We start from the raw sequence: 17,524 nt of genomic DNA on the forward strand, positions 1-17,524 counted from the left end.
TTGATCCATCAGGCAGATCTCAACAGTTCACGACCAATCGGCATCGCAGAGGAAAAGTCTAGTGACTGCACCATGACAACCAGTTCGTCGAACTGTGGGCGCAGGAATGGCGGCGTTTTTGACGCCAAAGCGTCTGTCAGCTCTATGGCTTGAAGGTTGCCCGCTTCCAGCAACAGCAAAATCTCTTTGAGGGATTCTCGCCATTGCGTAAGCGCCATCATTTCTGAATCAACACTCACCTTTGCGCTATGGCTCTGACCAAAGTCGACATTCATCTGCTCAATACTCTGTTGCAGTAACCGGCTCAGTTCATCAAACCATGTTGCGTCAGTAAGGAGGCTTGCTACAGACTTTTCATCTCCCTTTTTCAGTTCGTGCTCCAATTTTCCGGCCAGCAGCGACACCGCCTTGGCCCCCATGGTGCCGCAGCTACCACAAATGGTATGGAGCACGAAAGCTGCCCCCGATGCATCTTGGCGCTGGATCGCATCGAGCAAGCTGACACGCTGCTTTTCCAGTTCCGGGCCAAAGGTACGCAGCACGTTGCGGATCAAATCGATGTCACCGCCAAAGCGCTCTACGATCGATGCACGAGGCTCGGTGAGACTGTCTCCTGTATTGGCTTGCGCCAAGGATAGAGATACCTGGCTATTCTCACGACCCGCTTGAACGAGCAGCGTTGCGACGAGTTGTTCCAGATCTATGGGCTTGCCGACATGCTCATTCATCCCCGCAGCAAGACAGGCGTCAAGATCAGTACTGGAGACATTTGCGGTCATCGCCACAATCGGCAGCGCGGCAAAGCGTGGATTCGATCGAATGCGACGGGTCGCCTCCAAGCCATCAATATCCGGCATCTGGATATCCATCAATACGACGTCGAAGGGCACTTTCCCAGTCACCACCCTGCTCACCCCTTCCAGCCCTCCTTCAGCCAGCGTCACCTGAGCGCCTTCCCCCGTCAGTAACTCATCGGCAACCTGCCGATTGAGCTTGTTGTCTTCCACCACCAATAACCGCAACCCGGCCAGACGCTGCGGCCTGCCAACAGTCGAACTGGACGGGAGAGACTGTGGAAGGCCTCTGCCGTTGAGTGCTTGCCGAACGGCGTCGGCTACTTGCTTGGGGGTGACAGGCTTGGTGAGAAACCCCACGAAGGGCGCGTCTCCCGTCTGGAGGGCATCGGCCAGCACTTCGCGGCCGTAAGCAGTGATCATAATGATCATTGGCGGTGGCACGCCGTTGCCCTGCTGGTGGATCAATTGCGCAGCGCTCAGCCCATCCATATCAGACATCCGCCAGTCCATCAGCACCACGTCATAGGTCTCGCCTCGCACCTGGGCGTTCTTCACCCATTCAACTGCTTGCGTGCCACCACTCACGTGGTCGGCCTTCCATCCCAATGCATGGACGGTTCGCACCAGCAATTCACCCGCCATGGCGTTGTCGTCGACTACCAGTATCCGTATGGACACATCGACTTCAGGACAGGCAGATCTCAGCAGGGAAGTTGGCGCAATCTCCAGGGTGATATCGAACCAGAAGCGGCTTCCGACGCCCTGCCGGCTTTCCACCTGAAGCTCACCGCCCATCAGGCTGACCAGCCGCTTGCAGATCACCAAGCCCAGACCGGTGCCACCAAAACGGCGGCTGGTTGAAGCCTCGGCCTGAGTAAAACCTTCAAAAATGCGTTGAAGTTGCTCGGGGCTGATTCCAATGCCGGTATCAGAAACGGCGATACGCAAGCTCACAGTGGTATCCGTGCGCAGCAGTTGCTCGACGCTGACCACGATCTGGCCTTCCATGGTGAATTTGAGGGCATTGCCTGCCAGGTTGATCAGCACCTGTTGCAGCCGCAGGCTATCACCTATCAGGTCGTTGGGCAGATTGGAGTCCAGGTCAAACAAGACCTCGACCTCTTTCTGCCCCTGGTTGCCGGTCAGCACAACGGCGAGGTCACGCATGAGCAGTTCGAGTTCAAATGGGTGCACATCGAGTTGCAATTTGCCGGCCTCAATCTTGGAGTAGTCGAGGATGTCATTGAGCAAACCCAGCAGTGATTTCGCAGCGGTCTGCGCTTTGCTCACATAATCGAGCTGGCGACCGTTCAGGTCAGTGTTCTGCACCAACTGCAACATACCCAACACGGCGTTCATCGGCGTGCGAATTTCGTGGCTCATGTTGGCCAGGAAGGCAGACTTGGCCGCATTCGCGGTATCGGCCTGTTCCTTGGCGTACAACAGATGTGACTCCAGTTTGCGCTGGGAGGTGATGTCCCGATTGATACCCGTCACACGCAAAGCCGCACCGCTCGGACTGCGTTCGATCTGCGCGCCGGCCTGGATGAAGCGGATCTGGCCGTCGGGGAGCACGACGCGAAATGTGGGGTTGTATACCGCAAGCCCCTTGACTGCTGCATCCAGATTTTCAGCCGCAGCCACCGCATCCTCAGGGTGAACACGAGAGTACCAGTGCTTATAACTCAGACCATTATTGCGCAACGACAGTGACTGACCGTAGAACTCGAACATACGGTCATTCCACTGCAATGAATTGTCCGCCAATGTCCAGGACCAGACGCCCAGCTCGGCTACTTCAGCGGCCATTAATAACTGCTCGTGCACCGTCATCAGTTCGCTTCGTTGCTTCTGCGTTGTCTCCAAACTCGCGGCCAGTTCCTTTTCTGCCGCTTTACGTTCGGTGATGTCGACCGCGATTCCCAGGTAACCGCTCAACTTCCCTTCGTCATCGCGCATGGCTGTGACTACCAACGTGACGGGTAATCGTGAGCCGTCCTTACGTACGTAAGTCCACTCCCGGGTTTCTGCGCCTTCAAACTCAGGTTTATGGGTCAATACACGGAAACCATCGATAGCCTGAGCGTACTCCTTGGTCAGCTCAACGCCACGATCAGCGACTTCCTCTGGTACATGGATCAGCGTTGGGGTGTTTTTACCCAGTAACTCTTCGGCGTCATACCCCAACAAGCGTTCGGCGCCTTTGTTGAACACCCGGATAACACCATTGAGATCTGTCGCAATGATCGAGACCTCGGTGGCCGAGCGCAACACAGTACCCAACAACAGATTGAGATGCCGCAACTCGGAAGTTCGTTGCGCAACCTGCTCCTCCAGGCTGGAGTTGAGTTGCCGCCGGCGTTGACGGCTGACACGCACGACACCCGCCAGAGTAGCCAGTAGAAGAGTGAGCAAACCACCCATCAACAGGACGACTGCTGGTGAAACCTGATGCAGGCGCTGGACGAACAACGGATGCGCGCCAAGTTCGATTTGCCATCGCCTCCCGTATACCTCGCGCTCCACCTGATGGGTCATCAGCGTTTCACGACTGGCCGAGTCGTTGGTGCTTTCATAAAACAGCGTCTCTTGCCCAGGGACAGTGATATCCCTCAATCGCAGATGCACCGTCTCGTTTTCTATGCGCAGGCCTCTGAGTACCTGCTCTGTCTGCAACACGGCATAGATCCAGCCAAACGCTGCTGTCTCTCGCTCAACGGCGGTCGCCGGAGTCTCTCCACCGCGAAAGATGGGCATCAGAACCAGGAAAGACTGCTGCGGTTTCGCTGTGTTCTGTACCAGAGTGATGGGCCCGGTTAACCGTGCCACACCGCTCTGTATCGAGGATTGGGCAGCCTCTCGCCGCGCTGTTTCCGAAGCTATGTCCAAGCCGATTGCAGCCTGGTTACCCTCAACCGGTTCGGCATACTGGACAATGTAACGCTCGCCGGAATGGGGTGAGAGTTGACGAATGGAGAAATCGGCTTTGCCATCCGCCCGAGCGGACTTGAGGAACTCGCCTTCCTCGCGCTGCGGTACACGCCTGATAAAGCCCAGGGAGCTCGCGCCGGGGAACTCAGAAACAAGGTCACGGGTTTTGTGATATTGGTCAAAAACTTCGCGGCTGATGCCATGCTCACCCGCTGTCAGCACCGTTCCACGAGCGCCTCGCAATCCGTATTGGTAAAGATTAAGACGCGTCAAAACCAACTCTGCGGCCTCCTCGGTCGCCGCTACGATCGCTTCTTGAGCATGCTGTTCGTTGATCCGTTCAAGGATCCACCACCCCAGAAAGCTTGCCCCCAGGCCCACCGCCAGAGTTGTCGCTACTTCCCGGTTCAATGCAAAAAACTGATGCTTTCTCATCCTCATTGTCTTGTCACGCATTCCATTGCCCCTCGCGAACCCCTTGCATTCCATGACAAAAAATCCTCGACCTGCTTTTCTACGGCGGGCCTAGGCTGCGTTCCCGAGTGCGCTCAGGGCAGGCCCGACAATCGTTGCAGTCTTTCAAGGTCTGCCTCAGGCTCGCCATTGTTAATGGCCGCAGCAAGTCGCATAACCACTTGTTCACGGCGTACCTGCATGGGAGGCAACACATAGATCGCGCCTATTAACTCACGCAGAGCCAATGGGAGTCCCCAGCAGGCTTTCAAGCTGATGGCAAAAGGGCCTGCGAAATCAAGCAGGGCCTGGGAGAGCGCTTCTTCGTCCAGGCTTTTTCCTTGGCCCTCCCACTTCTGGATTTGGTAAAGCACACAAAGCTCGCCTATCCGGTGCAGCAACGCAGCACTCTGCAGTGGCGCCGGATCCAGCTTGCATCGCCGAGCCAGGGAAACAACCTGTTCAGCCAGTCGCTCGGAATTATCCAACTCGGATTGCATTCGGGTCAGCAGCAGCCCATTGGTTTGGGTATTGGCCTGTCGCAGGGCCTGGCTCAACGCCAGATTGACACTGGTAAGCCGTCCCAATCGTTTAATGGCATCGATCAAACTGGTGCAGGGTTGGCCGACCCCATGATAAGCAGCGCTATTGGCTGCCGCGATCAGATGAGCGCAAAGCGCCGGGTCATGCTGCCAGTCCTGGACAAGCTCGCGAACGTCCAGCTGTTCTCCCCCGTATCCACGCTGAAGTCTTTCCTTGACCTGAGCGAGTAAAGGCAGGTCTAACTCATCTGCGGATAATTTACCGAGATAACTGATCAAGCTCTCATCAATGACAGGGATTGTCTGGATAGACGAATCTGGAGGAAGGAGCATCTTGAGAAGCTCAACGACGCGCGACACCTGAAACGGCTTGGTAATAAAAGCGCTAATCCCCAGAGGCCGCACCTCCAGGACACTGTCCCGATCGGAACGCCCGGTGATCATAATCAGCGGTGTTTCCTGATCATGCTCACGAATCGTCTGCAGCAGACTCACACCGCTGGCATCCGGTAGATTCCAGTCAGCCATGACCATCTGATAGGCATTCTGTTGCCAGGCATGCAAAGCGCTGGCAACATCGCCAAAGCTATCAACTATCGCCAGCGGGCGCAGGCTCAAAACCAATTGTTTCAACAGCTCGGCTATCCAGGGATCATCATCCAAAATCATCACGCGCATTCGGTCACCGCACTAGCTTAATGCACCATTTGGCAAGGCCTTGCGGCCGGTATTGTTCGACAACAATGTAGAGGTCGTTGGCGTCAGGAGGTGGGGTGATGGGGCTTGAGCCACAGCGATATCCATTTAAATTTTACGTGTAAAAAGGCTCATAACCGAATCTATGCCTCACCGGCGAACTATACAAGCAAGCAGATAGCTCGCGGCTAAAAAGGCAGGCAACGGTTAATTCGTGAACACCGGGATAGCAAGAGTTGAACTGCTCTCAGATTCGTTGTCCTGCGATAGATCAACGATGCCTTGGTTCGCCGTAGCGTGTGAGTACCGTACATGGTTGGGTCAAGCCCAATGGCGGTCACCCACGCTTTGACTATTCGAGCGTACTGCCTGGTGGAGAGATGGTCTGAGTCGTGCAACCGGCTCGGGAACAAGAAATCCTCGCTGTGGAGGTGAGCTTGATGCATCCAAGCCTCCAGAACCGTTCGGGTTTGCTCAGTGATTTCAAATTGCACTGGGTGGCGGGTTTTCTGCTGCATCACGATGGCCCGTGACGACACATGTTCCCCATGGGCTATGTCTCGGACTCGCAGCTTGGTTAAGTCACAGGCACGCAGTTTGCTGTCGATAGCCAAGTTGAAGAGCGCCAGATCCCGTGTCTTCTCCGCGAGCTGGAGTCTTACGCGGATGGCCCAGATATCTCTGACTCGGAGCGGCGCCTTTTGCCCGACGAGCTTTCCCTTGTTCCAAGGCTGATGGCGATATGTAGTAATTGAGTTCATGGCTTGTCCTCCAGGTTGAGGGAGGACAAGGGTGGTTCAGTCACAGTGTGTCGTGGTCGCTATGTTCCACTTATAGAAGTTGGGGTGCGGCAGAAAAAATTTCGTTAATGACAGAAACTTACCCTTCCGCCTTGGCGCAACCATCATCGGCACAGGTCGGATCGATCGGGTTGCACCGCATTGCGCAAATCAAAATCAGTTTCCTCGACTCCATTCTTTGTCAGCGATATCCAATGAATTGAAGAGGGATTTCGCATCAATCCGAGGCTCCCGATATAGGACCAAGTCAGCGGCGAGCGCTGCACAGCTTTCAACTTGATTGAAGAGGGTGTGAGCTCCAGATGCAGAAGGCGGTTGTCCTGCGAAGGCGTATAGGCGATATTCCCGCTGGCGACAACATCGGCTCCCCTCACAGTTGCCGGCATGCATTCCAACGTCGCGCTGACTTTGCCGTCGTTGTTGATCAAGTACGCAAAACCTTTACCGTTCACCGTTGTACCGGTCACGAGAAAACGATCGATCAATGGGATATATTTGGCTTTGTAGGTGTAGTAATTCAAGCCGGATCTCAGGATCTTATGGGCGGAGAGTTTCCCGGTCTCGGGATCGAGTACCGTTATCTTCAAATTTGCAGAGGTTTGATCAGGTACGAATTGTTGCCAGACCAGTAGCGCGCGATTGCTGGAACCAGCAATCATCGGCCACCATTCACGCCGCTGGGGTGCGACATCGAACGTACTGAGCAGGTGGCCGTGACTATCGAAGACCTTTGCATATACACCATTGCCGGTACCGAGATCATCGACACCGCCACCGTTGACCCAGTCCTCGGAATACAACACGACGAAATGCTTTCCTGCCGCGGCAACATGGCCGGAATGTCCGCCGGTCGCAACGACGCGCGGATACGGCGCGATCGGTCGCAGCTTCGCATCGTAAACGCCATAACGTTGATTGACTTCGTTCGAGGTATTCCAGCCATCTTCAAACGAAAGCATGACATTGCCGTCAGTTGTTTGGGCGACCGACACCGGTTCTTGCGCTTCCGGCTTTTGGATGAATAGTGTGGGCGGACTGATCCGCGCATCATTGATTCCCCATTTCGAAAGGTAGATGTCGTGCGGCCAGTTGCCGTTTTCGTCCTTGCCTTTGGGTGGAATTCCGGAACTGCTAATGAAAATCAAAAAACGGCCGTCGGCCCCTTTGACCGCTTCGATGCCATGCATATAGGAGCGCAAATCTTCCTGGTCGTGCGGCCGTGCTTGCGCATTTTCCGCGCTTAAGCAGAGCGCACCAGCGCATAACGCGGCGCGAGCCAAAGAGTGAGCGAACCGCTGATGTGGGTTACTGTTCATGTGTGTGTTTTCCCATCCCACAATATCCCTCACCAGCGTTACACCGTGGACCTTGTCGAGTGTCGCAATGCTGTGCGGTATCGACTTCTCGCCAGCCAATAAAATCCTCATTTGTTGAACTTAGCAATAGGATTTCCTAAGGAGGATGCATAGGCATGTTTTCTCCGCTGTGTACCAGGGACGGAATGGTGCACAGAGGATGATCCAAATCTTAGGATCAACACCCATGTGGATAAGATTGTAAAAGCTTTAACAGATCTAAAAGTACTGGTAGGCACACCACCCCACCATTGCGCCCGTTTCGCAGCCGCGAACGCTCCCCTTGAGCCGCAGGCGAATGGGCAAGGTGTGAAGGGGACCGGTAGGCCCACTTCACCTGTCTGCCCGCTTATTCAGCCGACTTAACCCGTTGCGCCTGCCGTTCTTTGCCCGTTCGTAGCGTTCTTTTACCGTGCTTCTGCCGGTGTTTTTCGCGCGTTCAACCGTTGTTTAAGGCGTAGGTCCTCTGCTGCTGCAGCAGAGCCGCGGCCAACAGCCGCTTGCGCGCCTCCTGAGCGCGACGGGTCTTGTCATCCACCTGCCGGCTGACGTAGAGCGGCAGTGCCAGGCCCTCGTCCTGGTCGTCGCCCGGCTCAATAAAGCGCGGTACCGAATACGTGTGCTCACGCCACGAACGGAAGAAGGTCGAAATGTTGTTCGCTCACTCAAGCGAATACTGAGATTGGATCGTTTGCGACTACGAGGATAAGCGGTGCGAACGATGAATTTACATTGGCGGCAGCGGTACAGAATCTGCGGAGACTGGCCAAACTCACCTCTCAAGGGCCGCCAACTACGGGATAGGTGCGCCCGGTGTAAGCAAAAAACCTCAAATTAACCCACTGACCAAGCTGCAATGATCAACGCAGAACCGAAAAGCCATCCAACGTGGTGAACGGGTTCTGAAGTGACAGCCGAACTCGAAGCCTTTCAGCCTGAAATTCCGACTTTTTCAACAGAATCGGCCAAAAACTGCCGCTTGCCCCCGATTTATGCCGCCATCAGCCGACTTAGCGATCTGGAAGCGACTGCTAGAGTGCTTAAGTGGCTTTTTCCCAGAGTTTCCGACAACTCTCGACTTCGTCGACACCACAGAGCTTGCACGTTGCGGCACCGCTACGCCGGATCGCGGTTCGGTACAACTAGGACTGTGAAATGACGGTAATTGCAAAGTGACATCAACCGCTTCTGACAGTAAAGTTACCCCGGCGAACTGCACAATGTAGTCTTCTTTAAAAGGATTTTCCAGAATGTACCTTTGTTCAAAATTCAATGAGTTCATGGGGCTAGTTGATGAGTGCCTAGCTTTCGGCTTCGACTATTCGGACAAAAGCTATATCGAATCATTTCTGAATTCCGAACTTGAAATTTCAAAAGAAAGAACTATAGAAATACTATACGCAAAAATTAAAGATGCAATTGTAGCTGACAAAAAGTCAAAGACAACAAACCTCCGACAAATTGAGTCATCCCTATATAGAATTTACCACTATAATGGTGGGGGATACGCCTATCATGAAATACCTGCAAAAATCCTATTTAGTATAAATGAAAATTTATTCACTACGCTTGATGACAGAGAATCTTGGATTAACGCAATCCACGCCACACTGATCATAATGACGTTGGACAGCTATGATACGTGGGGGCAAAAATATACTGCAGACATCCCAATTGCAAATGCAGCTCTGAGAATCAAGGCTCGTGGCTTCACGCCGCTATTTAATGGCAGGTATTTCTACTTAAATGAAAATGAATCAGAAACATATTGCACGCTACTTGACAATAAAATGCGAGACATTGGTGGCGCAAGATTTACAAGCTTGCTCTTGCGCAACTTTCAAAGAATAAACAAATATTTTGAAGGGCGATATCTACTTGGACGGCCTGAATACCCCATTGTGGCTAAGAGCGATTTCATGCCCGGCCTCCCCTATGGATATCTTATTCATCTAGCGCTTCGTCATATGGAAAAGAAAACGACATATTGCAATGAGGCAAATTTTGATTCTGTGCTTGCCATGGCGCAAGATTTGGTTGGAATGTTGGACATTCAGGACTACTCTCAATTTGGCTCCATGTTTGTTGTTGTTCAAAGCCTGCCCGCCTATATTGCTAGGACGATGCTGGCAGACTCATGCTTAAGTTTTAGGCAGCTCTCATCTGATGCAGCGATCCTATTTATGGAAGAGCTGTTTGTCTGGGTAGATAATGACAAGATGAAATTGGAGCTTGGCTGGGACGTAAAGGATGCGCTCAAGATCGCAACAACTATTGCAAAAAAAGTACCCGATGTCTCGATAAACTGCCTGATCCCTATAGAAGAGCTCAGAGAGAATTGCGGATTAGAGTCTCATTGCATGAATAAGCTACTCCCTTATTTCACCCATAAAACTACCGAAATAAACAAAGAACTCAAACAGGCAACAGACTGGGAGAAAGTTAACTTCCATGAAAAACCTTTTATCTGGCAGCCGGGAAATAAAGTCCTCATGGTGGCAAAATCATTAACATTCTTAGCTTTTTATGAAGCGCTAGTTCTTGCGATAAAAACCTTTGAAAAGAATTGCGACAACGAAATTGGCAACCACATCGAACCTATGACTGGTAAATTATTTGAGCGATCCGGCATATCCCCAACTGCAATAGCCAGGAAATTCATTGCTGAAGGGATCGAATATGAATCCGATCTGATAATTGAGAGTGATAACGTAATAATTCTTGGTGAAATTAAGAAGAAAGGGCTGACAAGGCCATCTATGGCAGGCGACGCTGTAGATGGCATAATTGACTTGGTACTTACCTTCATCAAAGCTCAAACTCAGCTAGCCATTCAGGAAATTCAGCTTCTAAAAGAGGGCTTCATACAGTTCTCGGATGGAAAAAAGCTTTTCCATAATGGACGACGTATTGAACGCATAGCAATCACACTACACGATCTCGGCAGTGTGCAGGATCGCACGATTGCTGGAAATATAATTAAGACATTGATAAATTCGGTGACCACTGCAGAGCACGCCACACCCTATCAGAAGCGTCGCCTCGCTGAGTGCAACGATCTGACTGTATTATTGAACGATCAAACCAGACAAATAATTGCCTTAAATAAGAGCGATAGCGACCCTTTATTCGACTGCACATTTCTCGGGATCCCGCAGATACAATTCTTGTTAAATGGCGTTAAATCTGTTGACGAATTTCACTACAATCTTAGAACTGTCAAAACTTCTGTGCGAGCAAGCTTTGATATGTACGATACATTCGTAAGTACTCAAAGGATAAGAAAACAGGCGAAACTAGAGAAAGAAACAAAAATATCAGTGTAGTGACGCTAATCGTTTTATCCGCATTTAGCCGTCTTACGGGGCGGCTTATTATTTCTACAAAGCTTCGTGAGGCTGCGATCTGCAGAACTGCATTGTTAACTAATCTAAGTGGCTGCGATGGGTCGCGCGCTGCCCTTCGCGACGGGCGGAGATCGGCCAATTTCAGCCATTGATGACCGGCAGCTAAAGGGCCGATTGTCGCCCCGTAAAAACAGGGCACAATCTTCCAAAAGCGGGCTTTTAACATCTATCAAAACGTCACATCACGAATCCCATTGGACTCAACTGTTACGTGACCAACCTTCAGGTAATAGCGTCATTGATAGTTTATAGCTCAGGCATTTTCGGCAAAATCTTTGTTAATTTACCTACTTGCTTGTTCAAAAGAGGCTTGCTCAATCTCAAAATCAGCGACTCCACGTGACGGGGGTAATCGGAGTGATCCATTCCGCCCACGTCATAGGCCGAGATGTAACGAACCACAGATTTTCTATTATCAGGCACAACAGCTGTCTTTGGGAAAGGCAGGTCCACTTCTCGGGCTATCGCGCTTGTGATCTCTTTCTTCAGAGAGGAGTTTGCCTTCCCAATGTAAATCAAGTTGCAAAAATTATCATAAAAAGCATACACCCCCGGGTGATCCGCATGCCCGTTGAGCATTGCATTGAGCTGAGGAGACAAGCTTTCATTGCAATCGTACTGGGCGTGCTCACAAACAACCTGAAACTCTGGTATCAGCGCCACTGCCATCACGTACCTCGCAGTGGAGACCCTCGCAACGACCACGTCTTCTACCCAACTCTTTATCTGCGCGTGAGTGTAGCCGGTAGCGATTGCAGCTTTTGGCATTTTCCCCTCAAAATAATTTTGAACAGCAAAACGAATCACAGCATTGCTATCAGTTTTCATGTGAACCTATGGTTGAAGGAGAATATTTGAAGGTTTGAAAAATAATGAAAAATGGGACGGATTTATTTTCTAAAAATGCCCCATCCTAAATAAGGTTTACACCTGCTTCAGGACTATACAATAAATCGGAAAGTAAATCCGCCCCATTTTTGGTCGGTAACAATCCCTCGATACGGAGTCTTTGTCTTTGATGCGTTACGCAGTCGCATGAAAATTATGAGGAGGTGAATTTCTAGTCAAAGAACGGGAAAAGTATGTGTCACTCATCATCATGAAGAGCGACAAAAAAAAACTGATAAAAAACTAAGGCAACTAAAGCAAAGTCTCGAGAAAAGGGGGGGGAGCCGATTATTTCCCGTCCCTTTTGAAAAATGAATCCGCCCCCTTTTTAGTCTAATTCCATTCAACATAGTTTGCACGCTACGATTCTAATCTGCTGAAAAAGGTGAGACTATTCGAAAAATGGAGGCGTTGTGCTATCATGGCAAGTGTTAATCATGTGTTTTTATTATGGGGGGGGGCATATTTATGATTGACTTCTTGAACATTGTAGTAAAGACATTGATTGAATGTTTCTTTGTAGCAGCAATCTTTTTCATTCCTGTTTTTATTGTTATTTGGATATTTGGTGATTTCCAAGTTGCTGTACGCTACTCCTTGATTGTATCTCTTATTTTCTCGCTGACAGGATCATATCTCGACACCTCTTCAAAAGCAGATGCTACAAAAAATTCATTGCAAGACTATCGCAAAAATCTCAAAAATAAAAGATTATCCGGCATATTTGTTCTTGTATCGATATCTTGTTTGGTTGCATATAGGATTCTTAACCCTACACCACCAGTAAAATATACTATCTCTCCAGTTGTCAAAGCAGATACACAAAAACCTATCGCTACATCAGCATATACTACAAGCTACGAGTCTTCCTGTGGAGTGATACGCGCTAGGTATCATAGGGCCGCTCAGAAAGCACTTAGGGGAGAGTATGTTTCTCCTTCTGAAGACGTTGAGCTCCCTGCACGCTGCCGATATTGAGTTAAATTTTATGTGCATCCATATTGTTTCAGAAGGTTGATTGAGGATAAGGACGACCTGTCACTGAGGTTGCACGTATTTTTGATGTATATCGAACAACCCTTGTATCTTCGCATGGCGCGAGCCTCCGCTTAAGCGCTTCAACACAACGCCGCCTGCCATACAATAGGAGAAGGCTTTATCATGGGGCATATGGTGAAAATTGATTTCGGAAAAGTTGAAAGATACATTGAAGACAGAGGCTTCGGGTTTGTCTCTCATACCTTCGCGGGGTCGTTTTCTAAAGAGGTGTTTTTTCACATAAAGAGTGCAAAGCGAACCCATCCAAAGTTGGCTCAGGCACTAAACACCTATAATTCGCTTGAGCCTTTGTATTTCTGGTATGAATTTGAAATATCAGAGAAAGGCCAACAAGTTCTCGCGATTCTAGACCCAACAAAAATTTGCCAAAATTACCCTGATAACACTTCAATATTTATAGAAGCTATCGAAAAATCCTGGGTAAATGCGGAGTTATCGCTACCAGAGTCGATCAGAATAGCAACTATTGATCTATTATCGCTAGATGAGACTCGTAAATTAGAAGCAAGAAGGAATATTTTAGAAGAAGAGAAAAAGAAAAAGAATGAAGAGCTACGAAGAGCTGAAGCTTCTAGGCTTCAGGAGATAATAGATCAGATGAAGGCCATAGAAAAAGCGGAAGAAAAAGAGTTTCGTCAGCTTGTTGCAGAGTTGTCAGTACTAGGATTCACACAGAGCAAACAGGTTTCCGCATATATTGTCCGCCAAAAGCTTGGAAGCAAGTACCAACATATTTCCGGAGTCTTACAGATGAAGATGGAGGGGGATGTGTGGAATTTCAAGGGTGGTTTTCCGCCAAGAATCTATGCAAGGTTGTGCCACGAGTTAGGGTTAGGAAACCAAGGCTCTCGGGCAAGGCCGCTTTCATTCACAGCGTACAAAGACATCAATGGGCATTAATCACCGTGGGCAAAAAATCCAAGCGCCACAACGATCAGGCATTAAGATCGCAGCTCGACAGCGCTGTATGAATGATCAAGAGGAGAAAAGGGGACGGATTTATTTTTCCGCGCTTTTTGCAAATAAATCCGCTCCTTTTTTAATCATTCCACCTTGCCTTTTTCGTTTTTTTGAAAATAAATCCGCCATTTTGCTTCTGATTTCGGCAGGTGTTTTTTCTGGCCGGGGAGTAGCTAAGATGATATATCTATTTGGACACAGAATAGCTGGTTAATCACGCTCAACGATGGTAATTTTCCGCGCGACAAACCATGTAAATTAAACAAGGAATTTTGATGAATCGTTTTTTCGGACTAATTTTGTGCACGTTAGTGCTGACCATGGGCGGCTGCGTGCAAGGGACTTACACCAAATCCGTTCAAGTTACCAAGGACGAGGCTGGTCGCGTTGTGCAGACCATCGAAACTGAAAGCGTTACACAAGTTGGGCAAGGCAATGCTATGCGGTTAGAAAAAATTAAAGGGGTGCAAAACTAAATAGTCGGGAAATCTTTTATTAGTTAACCCATCTACCCATCTACCCATCTCCATAGGCTTGCCTCCTTCCCAGATGATGGCAAGCCCATGTCTATGTGCGCTGAGTGTCTTCAAACCATTACCCACGATACCGCGTTATCCCGCCAACCAAAGTTACCAGCTACTTCATATACATCCCACAGGGTCCAAAATAGGTCGGCAACGTTATCATTTGTATCACCCAGCGACCAATCGAATGAGCTAGCAGCGCATTTACAGTATGTGCGGATAATACCAACAGATGGAATAAGGGACGGTCGACATAGAAAGAAAAAAGGGTGGATTATTTTCCGTCCATTTTTGGAAAATAAATCCGCCCCCTTTTGTTAGATAAGTATGATCGACCGGTTGAATCCACAACCCAAAGCGGACACTAATGCCACTTTAGCAGGCGCGAGCTTACGCAAGGCTAGCCTCAGAGTGAGTCGTTCACAATTATTGTTCCACCGATCTATCGCAGACTGACTGCTATTGGCCGTTTGCAGCCCTTATGACAAGCAGCAATCGACCAAGAGCAGACGGTTATTCTCGGAGCTCTTTTAGCTGCCCGCCTGCAGGTTTTTTTCGATGGAGCGTCCTTGTCGAATCAAAGACAGTTGAATGGATCGCCCCGTCCTTGCAGATGCCATGCGGGTGAACCCCTCTTGATTGGAGACCCGTTCCCCATCCATCGCTATGATCATATCGCCAGGTAAGACATCCGCTTTATAAGCCGGACTGTCATCAACGATAGTTAGGACTACTACACCTTGGTTCGTTTGTAGTAGCTGAGGTTCGAGGTCGTTCAAATTGCGAACGAATGCGCCAATTTGAAACCGACCTTTTACGAAGTAAATTGTCCCGTAATCAGATCGGTCAACTGTAACAGGGATATACGTCGTGTTGCTCCCATAGGTCGTTGTTGTTGCGTTTCCGTAAGCCGAGACCGGACCACCTGGCCCATACGCGGTGGCACTTGCGGTTGTGTAAGAGGTGTTTGTCGTTGGGGTCGTGATTGGCACGCTTGAGGTAACCGACCCCGTGTACTGAGGTAGACCCCAAGATTTTCCTACCCAAAAAAAAGCCCACTGACCGGTACCGGTTCAGTGGGCTTCTGATCAGGCTTCTAGTTACAGAGCCATATCACTAGCAGCATTCTCTTTCACAGCCTTCGGCTGTTCAGCGGCAGCAGGAACTGCAGGAACTGCAGGAACTGCAGCCTGACCGATCACCGGCGGCGGAGTCAGCTCCAACACCTTCGCGGTGTAAGCCCACTCTTCAGCCACCTTCTCCGGGCTGCCATTCAACTGCGTGCCATAACTCGGCACGATCTGGTGCAGCTTCTCCTGCCAGGCCGGGGAAGCCACCTTGTCCTTGAACACCTTCTGCAGCACGGTCAGCATGATCGGCGCGGCAGTCGATGCGCCTGGCGATGCGCCCAGCAGACCGGCAATGCTGCCGTCTTGCGAAGCGACGATCTCGGTGCCCAGCTTCAGCACGCCACCGGCGGCTTCGTCACGCTTGATGATCTGCACGCGCTGGCCGGCTTGCCACAGGCGCCAGTCTTCGGCCTTGGCGTTCGGGAAGTATTCCTTCAGGGCGTCGAGGCGGTCTTCGTCCGACAGCATCAGTTGGCCGGCCAGGTACTCGACCAGCGGGTATTCCTTGATGCCGACCTTGGTCATTGGCCACACGTTGTGGGTGGTGGTGGTGCTCAGCAGGTCCAGGTACGAGCCTTCCTTGAGGAACTTGGTGCTGAAGGTCGCGAATGGGCCAAACAGGATGACGCGCTTGCCGTCCAGGACACGGGTGTCCAGGTGCGGCACCGACATCGGCGGTGCGCCGACGGAGGCTTTGCCGTAGGCCTTGGCCAGGTGTTGTTCGGCGAGGGTCGGGTTTTCGGTGACGAGGAACGAGCCGCCTACCGGGAAGCCTGCGTATTCCTTGGCTTCAGGAATGCCAGACTTCTGCAGCAGGTGCAGGGCACCGCCGCCGGCGCCGATGAACACGAACTTGGCGTCGGTTTCGGATTTTTTGCCGTCCTTGAGGTTTTTGTAGCTGACGCGCCAGCTGCCGTCTTCGTTGCGGGTGATGTCCTGCACTTCGCTGGACAGTTTCAAGTCGAATTTCGGTGTGGTCTGCAGGTGCGCGACGAACTGGCGGGTGATTTCGCCGAAGTTGACGTCGGTGCCGATCGGGGACCAGGTGGCGGCGATTTTCTGGTTCGGGTCACGCCCTTCCATCATCAGCGGCACCCATTTCCTGATCACGGCCGGGTCTTCGGAGTACTGCATGCCGGCGAACAGCGGGCTCGCTTGCAGGGCTTCGTAGCGCTTTTTCAGGAACTTGATGTTGTCATCGCCCCACACAAAGCTCATGTGCGGCGTGGAGTTGATGAACGAACGCGGGTTTTTCAGCACGCCTTGCTGAACCTGCCAGGCCCAGAATTGACGGGAGATCTGGAAGGCTTCGTTGATTTCAACGGCTTTCGGGATCTGCACGTTGCCCTTGTCGTCTTCCGGGGTGTAGTTCAACTCGGCCAGGGCGGAGTGACCGGTACCGGCGTTGTTCCAGCCGTTGGAGCTTTCCTGGGCGACGCCGTCGAGGCGCTCGATCATTTCCATCGAGGTGCCGGGTTCCAGCTCATTGAGCCACACACCCAGGGTCGCGCTCATGATGCCGCCGCCGATGAGCAGTACATCGACTTTCTTTGCCTCTTCCGCCTGAACGGAAGTGATCCCCATCGACAAAGCCAGCCCCAGCAGGGCTGTGTTCATTTTCTTAAACATCTGTAGCACCTATGATAAAACGCCATCCGCCCTTCCATCTTCACTCGCAAGCCCCTTGTTTCACGGCATACAGGCAGATGTCGTGGGTGCTCGCACATGACGATTGGAGGGTGGGCACACAAGGCCGACGTGTTCCATCGACCTCAGTTTATATGTCCCTGCTGAACTGACTTCTTATCATTATTGGCCTCAGCTGCTTGAGCGACAGTGATTCTGTTGGCGCGTCTCGTGGACACGCAAACTGAATAGGTCAAAGCAAGTTGCTGCCAAGAATATCACGACCTGGCGAACCCGCGCGTCTGTTCCCCACTCGATGGCCCGGCCACGGGCGCCGGGCGCCACTATACTGATGC

Annotated in this window: 12 protein-coding genes and 1 pseudogene; 6 read left to right on the top strand and 7 right to left on the bottom strand. The window is 51.1% G+C overall.

The features are described 5' to 3' along the window. Nucleotides 1-8: 8 nt before the first annotated feature. The 4 genes from BZ163_RS25890 to BZ163_RS25905 all read right to left on the bottom strand — a co-directional run bounded on the left by BZ163_RS25890 (nt 9) and on the right by BZ163_RS25905 (nt 7,634). Entirely contained in the window at nt 9-4,184 is a 4,176-nt protein-coding gene (locus BZ163_RS25890; protein ID WP_371916831.1) for a CHASE domain-containing protein, read from the bottom strand. Between the two features lie 92 nt (nt 4,185-4,276). Further along, nucleotides 4,277-5,401 carry a response regulator gene (locus BZ163_RS25895; protein ID WP_128873250.1) on the bottom strand — a complete coding sequence of 375 codons (1,125 nt, stop codon included), beginning with the start codon at nt 5,399-5,401 and terminating at the stop codon, nt 4,277-4,279. 206 nt (nt 5,402-5,607) lie between these two features. Next, entirely contained in the window at nt 5,608-6,180 is a 573-nt protein-coding gene (locus BZ163_RS25900; RefSeq protein WP_128873251.1) for a tyrosine-type recombinase/integrase, read from the bottom strand. Nucleotides 6,181-6,323: 143 nt separating this feature from the next. Next, nucleotides 6,324-7,634 carry a hypothetical protein gene (locus BZ163_RS25905; protein WP_218190529.1) on the bottom strand — a complete coding sequence of 437 codons (1,311 nt, stop codon included), beginning with the start codon at nt 7,632-7,634 and terminating at the stop codon, nt 6,324-6,326. A 551-nt stretch (nt 7,635-8,185) separates the two neighbouring features. On the opposite strand from BZ163_RS25905, the pseudogene BZ163_RS25910 reads away from it, so the two are divergent. Then, nucleotides 8,186-8,378 (top strand): annotated as a pseudogene (locus BZ163_RS25910) (transposase); the annotation flags it as partial. A gap of 446 nt (nt 8,379-8,824) precedes the next feature. Beyond that, entirely contained in the window at nt 8,825-10,900 is a 2,076-nt protein-coding gene (locus BZ163_RS25915) for a hypothetical protein (RefSeq protein ID WP_128873252.1), read from the top strand. A gap of 327 nt (nt 10,901-11,227) precedes the next feature. On the opposite strand, the gene BZ163_RS25920 is transcribed toward BZ163_RS25915, so the two are convergent. After that, a complete protein-coding gene (locus tag BZ163_RS25920; protein ID WP_128873253.1) occupies nt 11,228-11,809 on the bottom strand; it encodes a hypothetical protein in 582 nt (193 codons plus the stop codon). A gap of 528 nt (nt 11,810-12,337) precedes the next feature. On the opposite strand from BZ163_RS25920, the gene BZ163_RS25925 reads away from it, so the two are divergent. The 4 genes from BZ163_RS25925 (at nt 12,338) to BZ163_RS25940 (ending at nt 14,364) form a co-directional block, all read left to right on the top strand. Then, on the top strand, nt 12,338-12,847 hold the full coding sequence (locus BZ163_RS25925; RefSeq protein WP_128873254.1) for a hypothetical protein: 510 nt from the start codon (nt 12,338-12,340) through the stop codon (nt 12,845-12,847). 183 nt (nt 12,848-13,030) lie between these two features. Next, on the top strand, nt 13,031-13,828 hold the full coding sequence (locus BZ163_RS25930; protein ID WP_128873255.1) for a cold shock domain-containing protein: 798 nt from the start codon (nt 13,031-13,033) through the stop codon (nt 13,826-13,828). Then, the gene (locus BZ163_RS25935) at nt 13,818-14,102 is read left to right on the top strand and encodes a hypothetical protein (RefSeq protein ID WP_128873256.1); all 285 of its coding nucleotides are present in this window, start codon (nt 13,818-13,820) and stop codon (nt 14,100-14,102) included. Before BZ163_RS25930 ends, BZ163_RS25935 begins: the two co-directional genes overlap by 11 nt. Nucleotides 14,103-14,163: 61 nt before the next feature. Continuing rightward, nucleotides 14,164-14,364, top strand: a complete 201-nt coding sequence (locus BZ163_RS25940) for a hypothetical protein (protein WP_128873257.1) — start codon at nt 14,164-14,166, stop codon at nt 14,362-14,364. A gap of 578 nt (nt 14,365-14,942) precedes the next feature. Here BZ163_RS25940 and BZ163_RS25945 read toward each other — a convergent pair. Both BZ163_RS25945 and mqo read right to left on the bottom strand, forming a co-directional pair. Continuing rightward, nucleotides 14,943-15,404 (bottom strand): PDZ domain-containing protein, encoded by a 462-nt coding sequence (locus tag BZ163_RS25945; protein ID WP_128873258.1) that lies wholly within the window; start codon nt 15,402-15,404, stop codon nt 14,943-14,945. Between the two features lie 108 nt (nt 15,405-15,512). After that, a complete protein-coding gene (gene mqo / locus BZ163_RS25950; RefSeq protein ID WP_128873259.1) occupies nt 15,513-17,171 on the bottom strand; it encodes a malate dehydrogenase (quinone) in 1,659 nt (552 codons plus the stop codon). Between the last annotated feature and the right edge of the window lie 353 nt (nt 17,172-17,524).

The sequence above is a fragment of the Pseudomonas sp. VI4.1 genome (assembly GCF_002029345.1).
GTDB lineage: Bacteria > Pseudomonadota > Gammaproteobacteria > Pseudomonadales > Pseudomonadaceae > Aquipseudomonas.

Excerpts from the sequence above, each read along its gene's own strand:
- BZ163_RS25895 (WP_128873250.1), bottom strand. The coding sequence starts at position 5,401 with ATGCGCGTGATGATTTTGGATGATGATCCCTGGATAGCCGAGCTGTTG.
- BZ163_RS25935 (WP_128873256.1), top strand. The coding sequence starts at position 13,818 with ATGGGCATTAATCACCGTGGGCAAAAAATCCAAGCGCCACAACGATCA.
- mqo (WP_128873259.1), bottom strand. The coding sequence starts at position 17,171 with ATGTTTAAGAAAATGAACACAGCCCTGCTGGGGCTGGCTTTGTCGATG.
- BZ163_RS25890 (WP_371916831.1), bottom strand. The coding sequence starts at position 4,184 with ATGCGTGACAAGACAATGAGGATGAGAAAGCATCAGTTTTTTGCATTG.
- BZ163_RS25940 (WP_128873257.1), top strand. The coding sequence starts at position 14,164 with ATGAATCGTTTTTTCGGACTAATTTTGTGCACGTTAGTGCTGACCATG.
- BZ163_RS25915 (WP_128873252.1), top strand. The coding sequence starts at position 8,825 with ATGTACCTTTGTTCAAAATTCAATGAGTTCATGGGGCTAGTTGATGAG.
- BZ163_RS25925 (WP_128873254.1), top strand. The coding sequence starts at position 12,338 with ATGATTGACTTCTTGAACATTGTAGTAAAGACATTGATTGAATGTTTC.
- BZ163_RS25900 (WP_128873251.1), bottom strand. The coding sequence starts at position 6,180 with ATGAACTCAATTACTACATATCGCCATCAGCCTTGGAACAAGGGAAAG.
- BZ163_RS25930 (WP_128873255.1), top strand. The coding sequence starts at position 13,031 with ATGGGGCATATGGTGAAAATTGATTTCGGAAAAGTTGAAAGATACATT.
- BZ163_RS25920 (WP_128873253.1), bottom strand. The coding sequence starts at position 11,809 with ATGAAAACTGATAGCAATGCTGTGATTCGTTTTGCTGTTCAAAATTAT.